The sequence below is a fragment of the Synechococcus sp. A15-62 genome (assembly GCF_014280075.1).
In the GTDB taxonomy this organism is placed as follows: domain Bacteria; phylum Cyanobacteriota; class Cyanobacteriia; order PCC-6307; family Cyanobiaceae; genus Parasynechococcus.
This window is the reverse complement of record NZ_CP047950.1, coordinates 1333151-1348603: the sequence shown is the minus strand read 5'-3', so window position 1 is coordinate 1348603 and position 15453 is coordinate 1333151. Positions and strand designations below refer to the sequence as shown.

General features: G+C 60.2%; 15 protein-coding genes, 1 pseudogene and 1 riboswitch. Of the genes and pseudogenes, 9 read left to right on the top strand and 7 right to left on the bottom strand.

Annotation, left to right across the window (positions count from 1 at the left end; genetic code table 11):
* Window positions 1-51: 51 nt before the first annotated feature.
* Genes SynA1562_RS07770 through SynA1562_RS07760 form a run of 3 tightly spaced genes read right to left on the bottom strand, consistent with a single transcriptional unit; the run spans window position 52 to window position 2994 of the window.
* On the bottom strand, window positions 52-1374 hold the full coding sequence (locus SynA1562_RS07770) for a hypothetical protein (RefSeq protein WP_186493404.1): 1323 nt from the start codon (window positions 1372-1374) through the stop codon (window positions 52-54).
* Window positions 1371-2024 carry a TIGR03943 family protein gene (locus tag SynA1562_RS07765; RefSeq protein ID WP_186493403.1) on the bottom strand — a complete coding sequence of 218 codons (654 nt, stop codon included), beginning with the start codon at window positions 2022-2024 and terminating at the stop codon, window positions 1371-1373. Before SynA1562_RS07765 ends, SynA1562_RS07770 begins: the two co-directional genes overlap by 4 nt.
* A 13-nt stretch (window positions 2025-2037) precedes the next feature.
* Window positions 2038-2994, bottom strand: a complete 957-nt coding sequence (locus SynA1562_RS07760) for a permease (RefSeq protein WP_186493402.1) — start codon at window positions 2992-2994, stop codon at window positions 2038-2040.
* Window positions 2995-3113: 119 nt separating this feature from the next.
* On the opposite strand from SynA1562_RS07760, the gene SynA1562_RS07755 reads away from it, so the two are divergent.
* Both SynA1562_RS07755 and SynA1562_RS07750 read left to right on the top strand, forming a co-directional pair.
* Window positions 3114-6761, top strand: coding sequence for a hydantoinase B/oxoprolinase family protein (locus tag SynA1562_RS07755; protein ID WP_186493401.1), 3648 nt, complete (start codon window positions 3114-3116; stop codon window positions 6759-6761).
* A 24-nt stretch (window positions 6762-6785) separates the two neighbouring features.
* On the top strand, window positions 6786-7070 hold the full coding sequence (locus SynA1562_RS07750; RefSeq protein ID WP_255445597.1) for a hypothetical protein: 285 nt from the start codon (window positions 6786-6788) through the stop codon (window positions 7068-7070).
* 80 nt (window positions 7071-7150) lie between these two features.
* Here SynA1562_RS07750 and SynA1562_RS07745 read toward each other — a convergent pair.
* A pseudogene (locus tag SynA1562_RS07745) lies at window positions 7151-7654 on the bottom strand (HdeD family acid-resistance protein).
* A gap of 110 nt (window positions 7655-7764) precedes the next feature.
* Here SynA1562_RS07745 and SynA1562_RS07740 point away from each other — a divergent pair.
* The 4 genes from SynA1562_RS07740 (at window position 7765) to SynA1562_RS07725 (ending at window position 9429) form a co-directional block, all read left to right on the top strand.
* Window positions 7765-8070, top strand: coding sequence for a hypothetical protein (locus SynA1562_RS07740; RefSeq protein WP_186493399.1), 306 nt, complete (start codon window positions 7765-7767; stop codon window positions 8068-8070).
* Between the two features lie 81 nt (window positions 8071-8151).
* A complete protein-coding gene (locus SynA1562_RS07735; RefSeq protein WP_186493398.1) occupies window positions 8152-8856 on the top strand; it encodes a 16S rRNA (uracil(1498)-N(3))-methyltransferase in 705 nt (234 codons plus the stop codon).
* Window positions 8857-8890: 34 nt separating this feature from the next.
* A complete protein-coding gene (locus SynA1562_RS07730) occupies window positions 8891-9199 on the top strand; it encodes a hypothetical protein (protein WP_186493397.1) in 309 nt (102 codons plus the stop codon).
* Window positions 9196-9429, top strand: coding sequence for a hypothetical protein (locus tag SynA1562_RS07725; protein ID WP_186493396.1), 234 nt, complete (start codon window positions 9196-9198; stop codon window positions 9427-9429). The genes SynA1562_RS07730 and SynA1562_RS07725 overlap by 4 nt, the downstream gene beginning before the upstream one ends.
* Before the next feature lie 9 nt (window positions 9430-9438).
* On the opposite strand, the gene SynA1562_RS07720 is transcribed toward SynA1562_RS07725, so the two are convergent.
* On the bottom strand, window positions 9439-9735 hold the full coding sequence (locus SynA1562_RS07720) for a hypothetical protein (RefSeq protein WP_255445596.1): 297 nt from the start codon (window positions 9733-9735) through the stop codon (window positions 9439-9441).
* A gap of 318 nt (window positions 9736-10053) precedes the next feature.
* Here SynA1562_RS07720 and SynA1562_RS07715 point away from each other — a divergent pair, with 318 nt between their 5' ends.
* The 3 genes from SynA1562_RS07715 (at window position 10054) to SynA1562_RS07705 (ending at window position 12940) form a co-directional block, all read left to right on the top strand.
* Window positions 10054-10395, top strand: coding sequence for a c-type cytochrome (locus SynA1562_RS07715; RefSeq protein WP_186493394.1), 342 nt, complete (start codon window positions 10054-10056; stop codon window positions 10393-10395).
* A gap of 111 nt (window positions 10396-10506) precedes the next feature.
* Window positions 10507-10656: riboswitch (cobalamin riboswitch) on the top strand.
* A 7-nt stretch (window positions 10657-10663) separates the two neighbouring features.
* Window positions 10664-11296: a HupE/UreJ family protein gene (locus tag SynA1562_RS07710; RefSeq protein WP_226424142.1), complete on the top strand. Its 633-nt coding sequence runs from the start codon at window positions 10664-10666 to the stop codon at window positions 11294-11296.
* A 78-nt stretch (window positions 11297-11374) separates the two neighbouring features.
* Complete coding sequence (locus tag SynA1562_RS07705) at window positions 11375-12940, top strand: iron uptake porin (protein WP_186493393.1); 1566 nt, start codon at window positions 11375-11377, stop codon at window positions 12938-12940.
* A gap of 187 nt (window positions 12941-13127) precedes the next feature.
* Here the strand turns inward: SynA1562_RS07705 and SynA1562_RS07700 are convergent, their stop codons facing one another.
* Window positions 13128-14165 carry a chlorophyll a/b binding light-harvesting protein gene (locus SynA1562_RS07700; RefSeq protein ID WP_186493392.1) on the bottom strand — a complete coding sequence of 346 codons (1038 nt, stop codon included), beginning with the start codon at window positions 14163-14165 and terminating at the stop codon, window positions 13128-13130.
* Between the two features lie 572 nt (window positions 14166-14737).
* Window positions 14738-15436 carry a histidine phosphatase family protein gene (locus tag SynA1562_RS07695; RefSeq protein ID WP_186493391.1) on the bottom strand — a complete coding sequence of 233 codons (699 nt, stop codon included), beginning with the start codon at window positions 15434-15436 and terminating at the stop codon, window positions 14738-14740.
* Window positions 15437-15453 lie beyond the last annotated feature (17 nt).

Here is a 15453-nt window from a genome sequence, read left to right as displayed (position 1 = left end):
GTTTGAGCTTTGTTTGATCAGGAGGGCAGCTTTGCCCTCCTTTTTTGTTGCTCAGCCTGCATTGAGCCACTGGGCTTCGCTGATGGGTGTGTTGATCACCTTGATGAGCTTCAAGCTGTCGCCATCGATCAGGCCGGCACGGGCATGGGTTTGGTTCGCTCGCGTCAGCGTCATCAACAGCTGGTTGGTCACCGGGTTCCACTGGATGGGGCTGCCCGCTTTGAGCGTCCATGGCTCCAGGGCCCTGCGTTGTCTCACCTCTCCCGCTTCGCTGATCAGCACCAGTTCGTGATTGCCCCGTTGCTGTTCCCATCGCCCCAGCACAGCCCAGATCCGTTTGCCGCGGTTGTCGCAGGCCACCCCCAGCACCGCCTGATCACCGAGGTGCAGTTGCTTCGGTGCTTGCCCAGGAACCACCAGCTCGATCGAGCGCCTGTAATCCGGCCAGTGCCGGATCAGCACGGCTCGTCCTGAGGCACCGCAGAAGGCCCCCAGCTCCCGGCTGCCCGGCAGCATCTGCGGCTTTTGCTCGGTTGCTTGGAGGGGCCGAAGGCTCAGACCGTCATAGGTGGGCATCACCACCCCCCCTCCAGCCGGAAGCAACTGCATCGGCCCGGAGGGTTTCAGGGCCAGAGCCTTGCGTTTGCCATCGGCCTGCAGCAACAGGGCTTGGTCGCTGCCGGGTTGGAATCCACCGCTCTGCACCAGCAGATCACCATTGAGATTGCTGCTGAGATGAGCGAAGAGCACCTCCCCTTTCAGCAGGGGTTCCGTACGGCTCAGCGTTGGTGGCCCCAAGGCCGCCAGACGGTTGGCGGTGCTGCGGGGCGTCAGTTGATCCCACCAAACTTGTTCGATGCCGCTCTGATCGCGTCCCACCAGGGCGATACCCCGGCCATTTCCGAGGGGGACGACGCTTGGGATGGCGGGCCAGACCCGACTGATCGGTATCCATGCTCCTGATCGCGTCTGCAGTTGAACCTGCTCACCCCCCTGCACGGGACGTGTTGCGATCAGCCAGGGTCTCGGGTCCCACCACCATTGCTGCTGCCCCAGATCTAGCCCGCGTTGGTCCTTCCCTGCGATCGATAGCTCGAGCGGAGCCGTGAGCACGACATCCGCATCGATCACCATCCGCAGTGCTGTCGTCTCCCCCAGCCACTGATGGGGCACGGATGGAGTGATTCGAGTGGCCTCGCTGACCCGGGGCCGATCCATCGGGCGACTGAACTGCAGATCCAGGGCCGCGCTGCCGCTTTGTACCTGTTGGGGCACCAGGCGCAGCAGCCGCGGAGGCTGTCGCAACAGCAGTTGTTGCTGCGCCAGAACAGCGGCGCAGGCCATCAGCATCAGCAGCAAGGGCCGCCGCGTCATGGTTCCAGGGGCCGTTCGGGCCTGGCAATTGGCGTGATGTTTTCAGGAATCACGACGGGGATGCGTCGTTCGTTGCGGGTTTGCACGCTCATCGTTCCCTCGATGGCCAACCACTGGTTGGTTTGGGGGCTGAACGACTCCGGCCACTCCACCGCCAGACCAGCGGGCGTGGCGTCGGCCAGGCAACAGCGCACCGTGAGCCTGGCGATCAGCGGCGGGCCCTGGGGTTGCCTCCAGACAAAACCGCTGATGCGTACGGGATTGCCAGCCACAAGATCAGGGTCGGGCTGGCTGCGCAGCCAGCGCACCCATTCCGTGAGGCTGCGTTGCTCGGGGGGCAGAACAAAGGCCAACTCCGGTGGATCGGGCAGGCCCTGGGGGCGGTTGCTGGCCAGATCGCTGAAGGAGGGGCTGGGCGGAAGGATCAGCACCAGCGGAGCCATCACGCCACTGAGCAGCCAGGGCCAGCGCCAGCGATCGTTTTGCTTCTCTCGTTTCAGAAGAACGGCCACGCCCAGCATCAGCAAGACAAGGCCGGTGACCCCCACCAGGCCATGGAAGACCCCGCGAAGCAGCAGATCGAGGCGTCCGCTGTGGAAGCTCCACAACAGCGTCAGGCCCCAGAGCAGCAGCAGGGTTGCGCGCTTCAACTCGAACGGCCCCTCACAGCAGCCACAGGTTGATCCACTGACCGATCAGCAGCACGCCAAGACTGGCACCGATCGCCGTGATCAGGATCGCCCTTGGCCGCATCAGCACGGTGAACAGGCCCGCGAGTTTGAGATCTACAACGGGCCCCAGCAAAAGGAAGGCCAGCAGGGCTCCTGGGGTGATCTGAGCGGCAAACCCCAGGGCAAGAAAGGCATCCACGCTGGAGCAGACCGACACCACCACGGCCAGCAGCATCAAGGCCAGGATCGATGCTGTCGGCGCGCCCCCCACGGCCAACAGCCAACTGCGCGGCAGCCAGGTCTGCACCAGGGCCGCAATCACGCACCCCAGCACCAGCAGAGCCAGCAGATCGAGAAATTCTCGGCAGCTCTGGTCCAGCACCTGCCAGCCCTTGAGGCGCCTGCCGCCCATGGATCGGGGGGGGCTGGGTGATCCGCCGATCACACCACTGCTGCGCTGCAGCAGCCCCAGGTTGCTGAGGGGCTGGCTCATGCGGCGTTCCTCCAGCAGAGCCGTTGCAAGGAGCTGCGTCTCAGGCAGTTGCACCAGCAACAAACTCAGCAGGATCGCTAGCAGAAAAGCCCCCAATGGCCGGGCCACCAGCAGCCAGGGCTGATCAGGAAACGCGGCCCAGGTGCTGGCCAGCACGATGGGATTCAGCACCGGGGCTGCAAACAGAAAGCCGAAGGCCGTGCCCATCGGTGCACCGCTGGCCAGCAGACGGCGGGCGACGGGGACGTTGCCGCATTCGCAGGCTGGTAGGGCAAAACCCATCAGGGCCCCGATGATCGGAGCCAGCAGAGGGTTCTTGGGCAGCCGCTCGATCCAGGCACCCGGTGGCACGGCCCATCGGGCCAGCCCTGCGATGGCAACGCCGAGCAGCAGAAACGGAACGGCTTCCAGCAGTAACCCCTGAAAGATCGCCCAGGCCGTGGCGAGCTTGTCCAAGCGTTTGGGCGGCAGTTGCCTCTCAACGTTCTCAGTTCAGCTCGCCCATCGGGAGGCGTCGACATGGTTTGTTGATCGGCCTGCGCGGCAGGCTGGGGCGACGTTGGCCAGGGCATGAGATGGGGTGGTGCTTCTGGATTGATCGCGGTGGCACTTTCACCGATCTGATCGGTCGCGATCCAGAAGGCCAGCTGCACGTGCGCAAGGTGCTCTCGGAGCAGGCCGGTCATGGAGACCCTGCTGTGTTGGCCATGCAAGCGATGTTGGCGTCGGCGTCTCCACCCGTGGAGCTGGGGGACGTCGACGACGTGCGTCTCGGCACCACCGTGGCCACCAATGCGCTGCTGGAGGGGGCTGGTGCGCCGCTGCTGTTGCTCACCAATGCCGGGCTGAGGGATCAGCTTTGGATCGGCGATCAACATCGCGACGATCTGTTCGCGCTTGAGCAGCCCCAGCGCCCTTTCCTGGCGCAAACAGTGCTGGAGCTGGCCGGCCGGCTCGATGCCCGGGGTGAGGAGGTGGAGCCCCTGGTGCTGGATCAGCCGCTGCGGCGGCGTCTCGAGGAGCTGCGCTGTTCCGGCCTGGATGTCGCCGTGGTGGCGTTGTTGCACGCCCAACGCAACCCAGCCCATGAGCAGCGCTGCGCCGCATTGCTGCGGGAATTTGGCTTTCGCACTGTGGTCTGCTCCCACCAGGTGAGCGTGATGCCCCGCCTGGTGCCGCGGGGGCAGACGGCCTTGGTGGAGGGGGCCGTGCATCCGGTGCTGGATGGCTACCTGCAGCAGGTGCAGGGGGCGTTGGGCGCCGCCACGCCACTGCGGGTGATGACTTCCAGTGGAGCGTTGCAGGCTCCAGACAGGCTGCAGGCCAAAGACACCATCCTTTCGGGGCCGGCGGCGGGAATGGTCGGGGCGATCGCTGCAGCGCGGATAGCCGGCTTTGACGGGGTGCCGGTGCTTGGCTTCGACATGGGGGGCACGTCGACGGATGTGTTCTGTGTGGCTTGCGCCGATGCGCAGGCTTTGCGGCAAGTGAAGGAGCAGACCGAGATCGCCGGCCTGCAGTTGCTGGCCCCACGCCTGCCGATTGAAACCGTGGCGGCTGGTGGCGGATCGGTGCTGGAGCTCCAGGGGGAGCGGCTGCGGGTGGGGCCCCGCTCCGCTGGAGCGCAACCGGGCCCGGCCTGTTATCGCGCCGGCGGACCGCTCACCATCACCGACGCCAACCTGCTGCTCGGGCGGCTGCAGGTGGACCGCTTCCCGGCGGTGTTCGGCCCGTCTGGGGATCTACCCCCGGATGTGGAGGTGGTGCGGCATCGCTTCGCCGAGCTAGCGGCAGCGCTGGGGCAGACCCCGGAGCGGGTGGCATCCGGTGCGTTGCAACTGGCGGTGGAAACCATGGCCGCTGCGATTCGCCGGGTGTCGCTGCATCGCGGTGAGGACATTCGCGGCGGGGTGTTGGTGGCCTACGGAGGGGCTGGTGGTCAGCACGCCTGTCGCCTCGCGGATGAACTGGGGCTGAACACAGTGCTGTTGCATCCCATGGCCGGCGTTCTCTCCGCTTTCGGCATGGGTCAGGCCCGTCAGCGCTGTCGGCGGCAGGTGCATCTCGGCACTGCCCTCTCGCCTGATCTGTTGGCGGCCCTGCCGGATCAGGTGGAGCGGCTGATGGGTGAAGCGCAGGAGACCTTGCGTCGCCAGGGGGATCGCGCTGATGCCGATGCGGGGGCGCCGGAGGTCTGGGTCAGCCTGGCCCTGCGTTATCCCTCTGCTGAGCAGACCCTGGTGCTCACATGGTCCGCCGAGCAAGGCGTTGATGCCGTGATCTCGGCTTTCCAGGCGAGCCATCAGCAACGCTACGGCTACTGCATTGATGCCGATCAGGCCCTGATCGTCGAACAGCTCAATGTTGAGGTCACAGCACCCCAACAGTTCGATGCCTCAGCCACAGCAACAGCAACAGCTGAAATGGCCGAACCAACGCCAGAGGCGGAGCCATCGCCGCAGGTGTCGATGCACCTGGAGTCGAGCGGTTGGACGCAGGTGCCGTTGCTGAACCGCAGTGCCCTGCGCCTGAATCAGCGGATTGCCGGCCCGGCCCTGATCGCTGAAGCCACGGGCTGCACGGTGCTGGAGCCGGGCTGGCAGGCCCGGGTGGCGGAGGGGGGCACTCTGTTGGTGGAGCGCTCACATCCCGCAGACGGATCACCGCTGCTGGCTCAGGCCGGTGACCACGAACCGTTGCAAGCAGAACTGTTTCGCCACCGCTTCATGGCGATCGCTGAACAGATGGGGGAACAGCTGCGGCAGAGCAGTCGCTCCGTGAACATCCGCGAGCGCCTGGATTTCTCCTGTGCGTTGTTTGATGCCACGGGGGCCCTTGTGGCCAATGCCCCCCACATTCCGGTGCACCTCGGATCAATGGGCGACAGCGTTCGCGACCTGCTGGCCCAGGTGGCGACCGGCGATGTGGCGCCGCTGCAGCCCGGCGACACGCTGCTCAGCAACGACCCTTTCCACGGCGGCACCCACCTGCCCGATATCACCGCCATCTCGCCGGTGTTCTGCAACGGGGATCAGCCCAGCTTCTTTGTGGCCAGCCGCGGCCATCACGCTGATGTGGGTGGTATCTCTCCCGGGTCGATGCCGTCCTTCAGTCGCACCATTGCCGATGAGGGCCTGCTGCTGCGCAACCAGCTGTTCGTGCGCCAGGGCCGGGTTCTCGCCGCTGATCTGAAAGCGGTGTGGAGCGAAATGGCGACCCCGCCCCGCAACCCTCCGGAACTGCTGGCCGATCTGCAGGCTCAGGTGGCGGCCAATCGGGCGGGGATTGTGGCGCTGCAATCCCTCGTGGAGCGGGAGGGGCAGACCCTGGTGCAACGGCAGATGACCCTGCTGCAGCAGGACGCAGCCCGCAGTGTTCAGCGGCTGCTGTTGCGCCTGACGGACGCCCGGCATCAGCTGGCCCTGGATGACGGTTCCTGCCTGGTGGTGCAGGTGAACCTCGACCCGCAACGCCAACGGTTGCGTTTGGATTTCAGCGAAACATCGCCCCAACGGCCGGGCAATTTCAATGCCCCTCTGGCGGTGACGCGGGCGGCTGTGCTGTACGTGATCCGTTGTCTCCTCCACAGCGACATCCCCTTGAACGAGGGCTGTTTTGCTCCGCTCGATCTGGTGGTGCCGGAGGACTGTCTGTTGAATCCGCGGCCCCCCGCCGCTGTGGTGGCTGGCAACGTGGAGGTGTCTCAGGCCCTCTGCAATCTGCTGTTCGCGGCTTTTGGGGCCCAGGCGGCCGGCCAGGGAACGATGAACAACGTCAGCTTCGGCAATGGCCGCTGCCAGTACTACGAAACGGTGGCCGGAGGTGGCGGCGCGGGTGAGGGCTTTGCTGGATCGGTGGGGCTGCAGTCGCACATGACCAACTCGAGGCTGACGGATCCCGAGGTACTCGAGAGTCGTTATCCGGTGCGTTTGGAATCCTTCGCGGTGCGCTCCGGCAGTGGCGGTCAGGGCCGATGGCCCGGGGGCGATGGCTTGGAGCGCACGATCCGTTTCCTCGAGCCGATGAGTGTGTCGCTGATCAGTGGCTCGCGGCAGGTGCCCCCGTTCGGTCTCAACGGTGGTGCCAGTGGTGCCTGTGGCGAGAACCTGCGGCTGGACCTTGAGGGGGTGGCCCATCCCCTGCCCGGTGCCGTGCAGCTGGAGCTCCAGGCGGGCGAAGCCATTCGCATGCTCACTCCAGGGGGCGGCGGCATGGGACGTTGAGGGGGGATGCCTTCTGGTGGTGCGATGCCGATGCGATCAAAGGGCTGGTGGTTGGCCTTACTACTGGGCTGCAGCCTCAGCGGGGCTGCCCATGCCAGAAGCCTCGACCAGCAGGTGTTCCAGTTGCAGCTGGTGATGGATCAGATCCGTCTGGCGCGGTCCATGGGGGATCTCGTTGGCGTTTGCGTTGAATCCCGCCGGGCCAACAATCTTGTGCTCGATCTGCTTCCGGCCCTGCAATCGCAGCGTCCTGGCCTCAATCACGCTGCCTTGCAGGACAGGATCCTGTTGGGATTTGATGCTTGTTGAATGCTCTTTGAGCGTTGTTGGTATGGATCAACCCCACCCCACGGTTCAAGTTTCCCTGTTGCGCAGATCATCAGTCTGATTCAGACAATTGCTCCACTGGCCTTCTGCAGAAGTTTCAGGGCTGATGAGAACAGGGTGATGCCGAAGAGTGTTCCCAGAGCCCAGACGCTGTCACTGGGCCACTCGAGCACCAACAGCAGGCCGATGCCTGCGGAGAGCAAGCCATCGAGCAGCACAAGTCCGGCCATCGGCGCTTTTGAACTGGCCCCCGCCGCCAGTTCCATGATTCCCTCCACCAACACCACAACCCCGGCGAAGAGGGTCAGGCTGATTTCTCCTTCGATGGGGTCAATCAGGATGAACAGCGCACCGCCGATGTAAAGCAGGGCGGAAAGCAGACGGAACAACTTGCCGCTGGCCTGGTCTTGGCCGTGTCACAGCAGTTGACTCACCCCTGCGGAGAAGGCAATCTCACCAAGCGCAAGGGTTAGCAGCGTCGCCGAAATGAACGGCAGAAGGATCGCAGCTACGGCACCCAATATCAGCAGGGCTGCTGCAACTTGCCTCTGACGCTCCGGGGACATAACGGCAAGGCTTCTGAAGCGAACTTAGGCCCGGTTTTTGAGAATCAGCATGACGACCCATTGTCGATCGGCATCTGCGGATTCAATCTGAATGCAGCAAAGCTGATGGCATGGGTTTGCTTCAAACGATCCAGGGACGGTTGCTTCAGTACGACTCACCGTCGCGGCAGTTGCAACAGGCCCATTTCGACGCAGCCCGACGTCTGGCCCAGGCTCAATTTCAGCTGGCTGATGCCGAATTGAGCCAACGCCTTTGGCAGGACGTGGCTGATCGTGATCTCGATGTTGATCGGATCCTGAATCTTCTCTATGGCTGCTGGTTCCAGGATCATCCTGGGGCGCTGCGTGCTGCCGACGCTGAGTTTCAGGCGCGCCGCGAGCGTGAGTTGATCCCAGGGGTGTTCGAACACTGCTGAGGATCGTGGGCCGCGGGGATGGTTGTGCTGAACTGACGGATCTGTTGGTGACGGCGTGCTGTTGATCCCAGAGATCCAGCCATGAACATCGTTGTTCTCAACCGTTCGGATTGGCTGGATGAACGGAAGGTTCGTCTTGTGGATCGGCGGGCCGATCACATCCGTTCGGTGCTGCGGGCCGCAGTGGGCGACAGCATCCGGGTTGGTGAGCTGAATGGCGATCTGGGCCAGGGCCGCATCTGTGCCCTGGATGCTGATGCCGTGGTGCTGGAGGTGGACCTCAACCAGCCACCGCCGCCCCGCCATCGGTTCGACATTGTTCTGGCCTTGCCGAGGCCCAAGGTGCTGCGCCGCCTGTTCCGCACCGTGGCCGAATACGGGGTGGCAAACCTTCACCTGATCAACTGCGCCCGGGTTGAAAAGAGCTATTGGCAATCGCCTTTGCTTGCACCCGAGAAGGTGCATGAGGCGCTGCTTGCGGGGATGGAGCGCGCCAGCGACACGGTGGCGCCTCGGGTGCATCAGCACCGGCGCTTTCGCCCCTTTGTCGAAGACCAGCTCAAGGAGCTTTGTGCCGGACGGCCCTGCTGGATGGCCCAGATTGGGGCCTCCCTTCCCTTGCGCGACACCCCAGCAGGGGCTGCCGTTGTGATGGTGGGGCCGGAGGGCGGTTTTGTTCCGTTTGAACTGGAGTTGGCCCATGCGGTGATCGCGCAGCCCGTGCATCTGGGATCGCGCACCTTGAGCGTGGACACGGCCCTCACCACCGCTCTGGCCCTGGGATGATGGTGTTGCGTGTGTTGCTTCAACGGCGACGGCAATGAACGATCTGGCTGGATTGCAAGCTCTTGTGGAGGACGTCGGGTCCGGCAACGTCATCGATGCCGAACTGCTCGATGGGTGTCCGGTGGAGGCCCACGAACTTGATGAAATGGATGCGTCTCAGGCCGCGCAGGTCGCCGCCCATTGCTTTGGCCTGCTCTTCGATCACAAGGTGAAGCAGTTGGAGGGGCTCGAGGCGGATTTCGATGCAGGCCTGTGGACCGGAACCGTTGATGGCTTCGGATTTCGGATCAGTCGTGATGACGTCGGCGATCTGGTGCTCGATTTCACGAGCCAGCAGGCGTGACAGTTGATGATTTGCGGAACGACCTGACGGCCCGGCTTGGTGAGCAGGTGGAGCAGGTGTTCAGCCGGGATGGAGCCCCTGTTGATGACATCACTGAGCTCTATCAGCCGTCTCCGGCTGGTTTTGGCGGCCAGCTGCGCTTGAAACGCAGCGGCCGACGCCTGGCCTGGGAGCTATGGCTTGAAGACGGCGACTCCTGGAACTTCCATGCAGCAGATCTGGCCGAGTGAGCCGACCCGCTAGAGCGTTTGCGGACGCAAGCGACTGGGGCGATAGGAGAGCAGGAATTTCTGCTCTTCATTGGCCTTGCGTTTAACGGCCGTGATCAGGTCTTCCCCGGTGTTCCAGACCCAGATCTGATCGCTGCTGTCTGCTTCTTCAATGCTTGTGCTGAGCGGTGAACCATGGCGGGCCCGCAAACCGGCTAGCACCTCCGTCATGTCGTCGATGGCGAACTCGTAGGCCAGCCATTGCAAGCCCTTGGTCTGGCTTAATTCAAAGGTGACCCGGGAGACCGGCAATTGATCCAGAAACACGTCGTGCGCTTCAAATCTTTGGTGGGTTTGATCTCCGATCGGTTGGACCGGACCAAGATGACTATGGACTTGTTCCAGAGGCATTCCCCAAGCCAAACCTTCCACGCAGGCTGAGGCTGGGGTCCCATGAAGGAACAACACAACCACTGCCATCAGGGCAATCAGGAGTGATCTCACTGTTGGTTATGCCCTGTGATGCGTTGTGCCCATTCTGCAGAGCCTGTCTTCTTCTTTTCCTAAAGACAACTGAAGAATCATGTGCTTTGAATCGATTGCTGGGGCTTCAAGACCAAGCTTCGTGAGTCAAAACACCTATTCATGCGTCACCTTCTTTCTCTCGCGCTGGCCGCTTTGATCGCGTTGTTCGCGCCTTCCATGGTTTCCGCTGCAGATGTGGCTCATGGTGAGCAGGTGTTCTCGTCCAATTGCGCGGCCTGCCACGTCGGAGGCGGCAACGTTGTGAACGGTCAGCGCACGCTCCAACAGGACGATCTCAAGGCGTATCTCGCCAACTACAACGACGGCCATGAAGAAGCCATTGCGTATCAGGTGACCAATGGCAAGAACGGTATGCCTGCTTTCGGCCCAAAACTGAGCGATGCAGATATTGCTGATGTTGCTGCTTACGTCGAATCCCAATCGGTCAAAGGCTGGTCTTGATTCAACTGTCTTGACCACATCGCAAATCTGAGCCCAACGCTCTCCAACCGTCCCCTGGCTGGTGCACCGGTCAGGGGCTTTTTGATGTGGAACTGACGCTCTGTGGTGGCGCCGGTAGGGTGGGGTGCTGGTTTCAGCGGGGAACAGCCGCTGAAGGAAACGGGGAAAGAGCAGTGAAAATCTGCCGCTGTCCCGCAGCTGTGAAGCGTCGGCTCTCCGCCCACGTCAGTCAGAACGCCCGCCAGATCAAACCGACGAGGATCGACTTTTGAATTCTTTGCCACTGGCCCTGCGCAGGCCGCTGCAGATCGCCGGCCCTTCGCTTCTGGCGGTTCTTCTCCTGGCCAGTCCGGCGTTCGCCCACCACCCCTTTGGCATGGGCGACAGCGCTGCCCTCACCCCCCTGCAGGGATTGCTCAGTGGCGTTGGTCATCCGCTGCTGGGTCCTGACCATCTCCTGTTTCTGCTGGCCATCGCCTTCATCGGCCTGCAACGTCCCCGCGCCTGGGTGATTCCTCTGCTGGCTGCAGGCCTGGGCGGCAGTGTTCTGTCCCAGTTCATCCCCCTGCCGGATGCCGTTGCTCCCTGGGCGGAGGCCATGGTCTCCCTCAGCCTGGTGGTGGAGGGTTTGATGGCCCTCACCGTGGCCTCCACCCGTTGGTTGCTGCCGCTGGTGGCCCTGCATGGTTTTCTGCTGGGCAGCACCATCGTTGGTGCGGAACCCACCCCGCTGTTCACCTATTTCCTGGGCCTGCTGATTGGCCAAGGCGCGCTGCTGCTGGTGGTGAGCAACTGGTCTAAGTCTCTGGTTGAGCGCCTCGGCTCCCAGGGGCAACGGCTTGGTGCCGGCATCTGGATGGGCATCGGAATGGCCTTTGCCTGGGTTGCCCTGATCGACTGAAACCTCTTGTTGCGTCTTGCCCAGATGGCTTGACGCCTAGAAACGGATGTTGCGTCATGGGCACATCGCTCTTGACCCATGACGCTTGTCCGTCAACTGCTGGTGGCTCCCGCCGCCCTTGGCCTTCTGGCGAGTGGTGCCAATGCCGCCGAGCTGAACATCAACGGCGTTTCTGATTACGCGGCTACTGCCAGTGGCAACAGCCTTGATCAGGTCACCAGCGTCACACAATTCTCCGACGTTTATCCCACCGACTGGGCCTATCAGGCTCTGGCCAACCTGGTGGAAACCTACGGCTGCGTCGCCGGTTACCCCAACGGCACCTTCCGTGGCAACCGGGGCATGACCCGCTATGAAGCGGCTGCCCTGCTGAACGCCTGCCTCGACCGGATCACTGAAGTGACCGACGAGCTGCGTCGTCTGCTCAAGGAATTCGAAACCGAGCTGGCCATCCTTAAGGGTCGCGTTGACGGCCTCGAGGCCCGCGTCGGCGAACTGGAAGCCACCCAGTTCTCCACCACCACCAAACTCAAGGGGCAAGCCACCTGGGTGTTCGGAGCCAGCCGCTTCAAAGGGTCCGCATCCCGGCAGCGTTCGGAGAGCAATGAAGCGTTGGGCGGCACGACGTTCAACTACGACCTTCAGCTGGGGTTGGAGACCTCCTTCACCGGCAAGGATCAATTGACCACGGTGTTGCGTGGCGGCAACTTCGACGGAGACGGCAACGTTTTCGGCAGTGGAGGGCCGTCAGGTCTGGCCACACTGGAAACTGCGTTTCAGGAGGGTGATCGCCCCAATCTGGTGGCGATCGACAAACTCTTTTATTCCTTCCCGTTGGGGGATGAGATCACCATCACCACTGGCCCGATTGTTGGCCAGGAAGACATGCTCGCGATCTGGCCGAGCGTCTATCCCAGTGATCCGATCCTCGATGTGCTCACGGTGAATGGAGCGCCGGGGGCCTACAACAAAAACAAAGGTGCGGGCGTGGGCATCAGCTGGGCTGCGGAAAGCGGAGCCCGCGCATCGGCCAACTATGTGGCGGCCAATGGTGCATCAAGCGACACCCGTTCCGGTGGTTTCGTCACCGACGAGGCGGGCGGCACCGGCACCCTCCAGTTGGGTTGGGAGGGTGAGAACTGGGGCGTTGCTGCCCTGTATTCCAAGGTTCAGAACGGTCAAGACCTGATCGTGTACGCCACGCCCTTCGTCAAGCATCGGTTCAGTGATCGGGGCGTGACCCACGCCTATGCCCTCGGTGGTTTCTGGCAGCCGTTGGAGAGCGGTTGGCTTCCATCGCTGTCGCTCGGTTGGGGCATCAATCAATCCGACACCCAGCGCAAAGGCCAGGTCAGCACCAGTCAGTCCTGGAGGGCTGGGCTGCAGTGGAATGATGTGTTGATGGGGGGGGGCAACGCCGGAATGGCTGTGGGCCAGCCTGTTTTTGCGACTGATCTGCGTGGTGGTGACACCCCTGCTGATGGCCAGTTCATCTGGGAGTGGTGGTATCAGTTCCAAGTGACCGACAACATCAGCGTCACCCCGGCGCTGTTCTACCTGTCGCGACCCATGGGTGAGCTCACACCGGACGGCTCAACCTTTCAGCAACTGGGTGGCCTGATCAAAACGACATTTGTGTTCTGAGCCGAGGGTCCCTCCATTTGATTCGAGGTCAACCGAGGCTGACCATTGCTAACGGCATCTTTATCTGCGTTCTTGCCGTCATTTTTGAATCAGCGCTGATGTAAGGGTTTATTGACCTGAATGACGAAACCAATAAAAAACCCCCCATCTCAATGAGATGAGGGGTAAATCAGAAAAGGCAGATCAATCAGGCACTGACCTTGGAATTTCCCATGTTGTCAAGCGCCTCAGAAACGCGCTTGAAGTTAAAGCCCATACCGCGCAAGGCATGCCAAAAATGTCCTTGCAGGAAAAAGAATGCAAGGTAGAAGTGCGTATTGGCCAGCCATGCTCGGGCTGAGTGGGCACCACCATCAAGAGCAGTTGTGTCGCTGAAGTAGGGAGAGAAGGCGAAGTTCAATTTCAATGGATCTCCATACAACTCAACGGGGTAAATTGTCGTGTTTTGAGCACACCAAATTGCGGTCACAAATCCCATCAGAGCTACACCAGCAAGCGAGTAAGAAAGGATCGATTCGCCGTTGTAGATCAAGACCTTTTTGAAGGGTCCGAAAGGGCTGGATATGATATGCCAAACACCACCAATCGTGAGAATGAAGGCCAAAACAGCATGACCACCCATCACGTCTTCAAGACTACTGATGGAGAGAAAATTAGCCTGATAACCCCACACCATGCCGAGGTCAATATTTGGTTCAACCTGTCGAACAGCTCCGATAGCGCTGTCGTAAATTCCATGGCGCTTTGCCCATTCAACGAAGGCAATGGCTCCGAGGCCGAGAAAAATCAGGTGATGCCCCAGGATGAACGTGAGCTTTTTGCTATCACTCCATTCAAAGTGAAACTTTTGGGCGCGGCCTTTAGCCTCTGAAAGGTCCTTGGGCGCTCGAAGTGTATGCCAGATTCCAGCTGCTCCAAGAACAGCAGATGAAACCAGATGGAATGCTGCGATCGCGATGAGGGGTTGTTGGTCAACGATTACAGAGCTTTCCCCTACGCCGAAGCCAAGGCCGGCGAGATGTGGAATCAAAATCAGCCCTTGTTCTCCCATTGGCAGTGTTCCGTCATAACGGGCCAACTCAAACAAGGTGAATGCACCTGCCCAAAACATGATTAAACCTGCATGGGCAGCGTGGGCTGCAATGAAAGAACCGCTGCGCTTCGCGACTCCTGCATTTCCAGCCCACCAGTCATAACTGACTGATGAACTTCCGTAAGACTGCATTTTCAAAAAGATGCGGCATAAAAAACATAATGAGTGCTGTCTGTCGAATAAATCTGCTTTTACATAGCTTTGCAGGGGTAAGTCATATTTAACCGCTCAATGAGTCATTTGATCTAAGAATTTTTTGTTTAATTGCTTGGGTAACTTATTTGGATTATTTGATGCTTTGGATTGAATGCTATGAGCTGCTAAATAAAAAATTTTGGCTCTGGCAAGGGGCCAATTTGATGTCTGATTGTAGCCAATTGAGCGCAGAACTCGTATCAAATATACCCGCTTAAAGAATGCAGTGCTCTCTAGATTATGTCCGAGTTTGCATGATTTGCAGGTTTGGCAGTACCTGCTTTAGCCACACATCTCTTGTTCTTTAAAGATCTACTGTCAAAAAAAATCTACCTCCCGAAATTCCTAACGAGAGATAGATCACTTTGATTTTTGTCGAAACCCGTCCAAGGTCGACAATTCAATTATCCTGCTATGTATTCCCTTGAGTGTTCGAAACTTATCAAGCGAATGTTAGATCCTGAACATCTTTCAAGTCAAATAATCAAGGATCAGAGTGGCTGTCTTGCTCAGAGTGTTGCCCACTCAGAAGGCAACACACTACCGATGATCTTGAAGCTTTTTCCCCCATCGGGCTGGAGGATAAATGCGATTCCTTGCGGTTCAGGATAAATTCCTGTTGCGGCTTCAAAAGGATCATCATGTCCGATAATGATTGTGTTGGTTCCTGGCAGAGGTGGGCGTGTTAATAAAGGCATGGCATTCTTTTTCATCAGTGCAATGTGATCCTCGGTGTAATCTTTATAAGGTAAAAAATTTAATCGGGAGTCTTTTTTGGTCCATTCCCCAAACGCGAGGTTTGCTGTTTTCCAAGACCTGCAATACTCACTAACAATAATTTCACCGATTGGGATTCCTTTTGAAGCAAAGGCCACGCCAATTTCGTGGGATTCTTTGATTCCCTGAGTGCTCAGCTTCCTCTGAGAACTGCAATCATCGAGGCTCATCAGAGGATCAGCTTGGTCTGCGTAATCCCTCTCCGTCGTTGCATGACGAAAATAAATGACATAGCCTCCATTCTTGATGGAATCCAGCAACGTTGATCTCTCACTACTCGGTTCTGAAGTTAGACCAATGGTTTCTGTTTTAGTTTTTTGGTCCGCTGGGTTTTCAGCCTGACCACCATTGGAGGAGGCACCACTTTCTCCATTCAGACCGCATGCACTCAAAAGCAATGCAGTTAACAATGGAATAAGAATATGTGACATGAGATTGGTGTTTGCAA

Bases quoted from the DNA above. Each gene is read 5' to 3' on its own strand.
- SynA1562_RS07770 (WP_186493404.1), bottom strand. From the start codon at position 1,374: ATGACGCGGCGGCCCTTGCTGCTGATGCTGATGGCCTGCGCCGCTGTT.
- SynA1562_RS07755 (WP_186493401.1), top strand. From the start codon at position 3,114: ATGGGGTGGTGCTTCTGGATTGATCGCGGTGGCACTTTCACCGATCTG.
- SynA1562_RS07750 (WP_255445597.1), top strand. From the start codon at position 6,786: ATGCCGATGCGATCAAAGGGCTGGTGGTTGGCCTTACTACTGGGCTGC.
- SynA1562_RS07740 (WP_186493399.1), top strand. From the start codon at position 7,765: ATGGGTTTGCTTCAAACGATCCAGGGACGGTTGCTTCAGTACGACTCA.
- SynA1562_RS07735 (WP_186493398.1), top strand. From the start codon at position 8,152: ATGAACATCGTTGTTCTCAACCGTTCGGATTGGCTGGATGAACGGAAG.
- SynA1562_RS07730 (WP_186493397.1), top strand. From the start codon at position 8,891: ATGAACGATCTGGCTGGATTGCAAGCTCTTGTGGAGGACGTCGGGTCC.
- SynA1562_RS07715 (WP_186493394.1), top strand. From the start codon at position 10,054: ATGCGTCACCTTCTTTCTCTCGCGCTGGCCGCTTTGATCGCGTTGTTC.
- SynA1562_RS07705 (WP_186493393.1), top strand. From the start codon at position 11,375: ATGACGCTTGTCCGTCAACTGCTGGTGGCTCCCGCCGCCCTTGGCCTT.
- SynA1562_RS07700 (WP_186493392.1), bottom strand. From the start codon at position 14,165: ATGCAGTCTTACGGAAGTTCATCAGTCAGTTATGACTGGTGGGCTGGA.
- SynA1562_RS07695 (WP_186493391.1), bottom strand. From the start codon at position 15,436: ATGTCACATATTCTTATTCCATTGTTAACTGCATTGCTTTTGAGTGCA.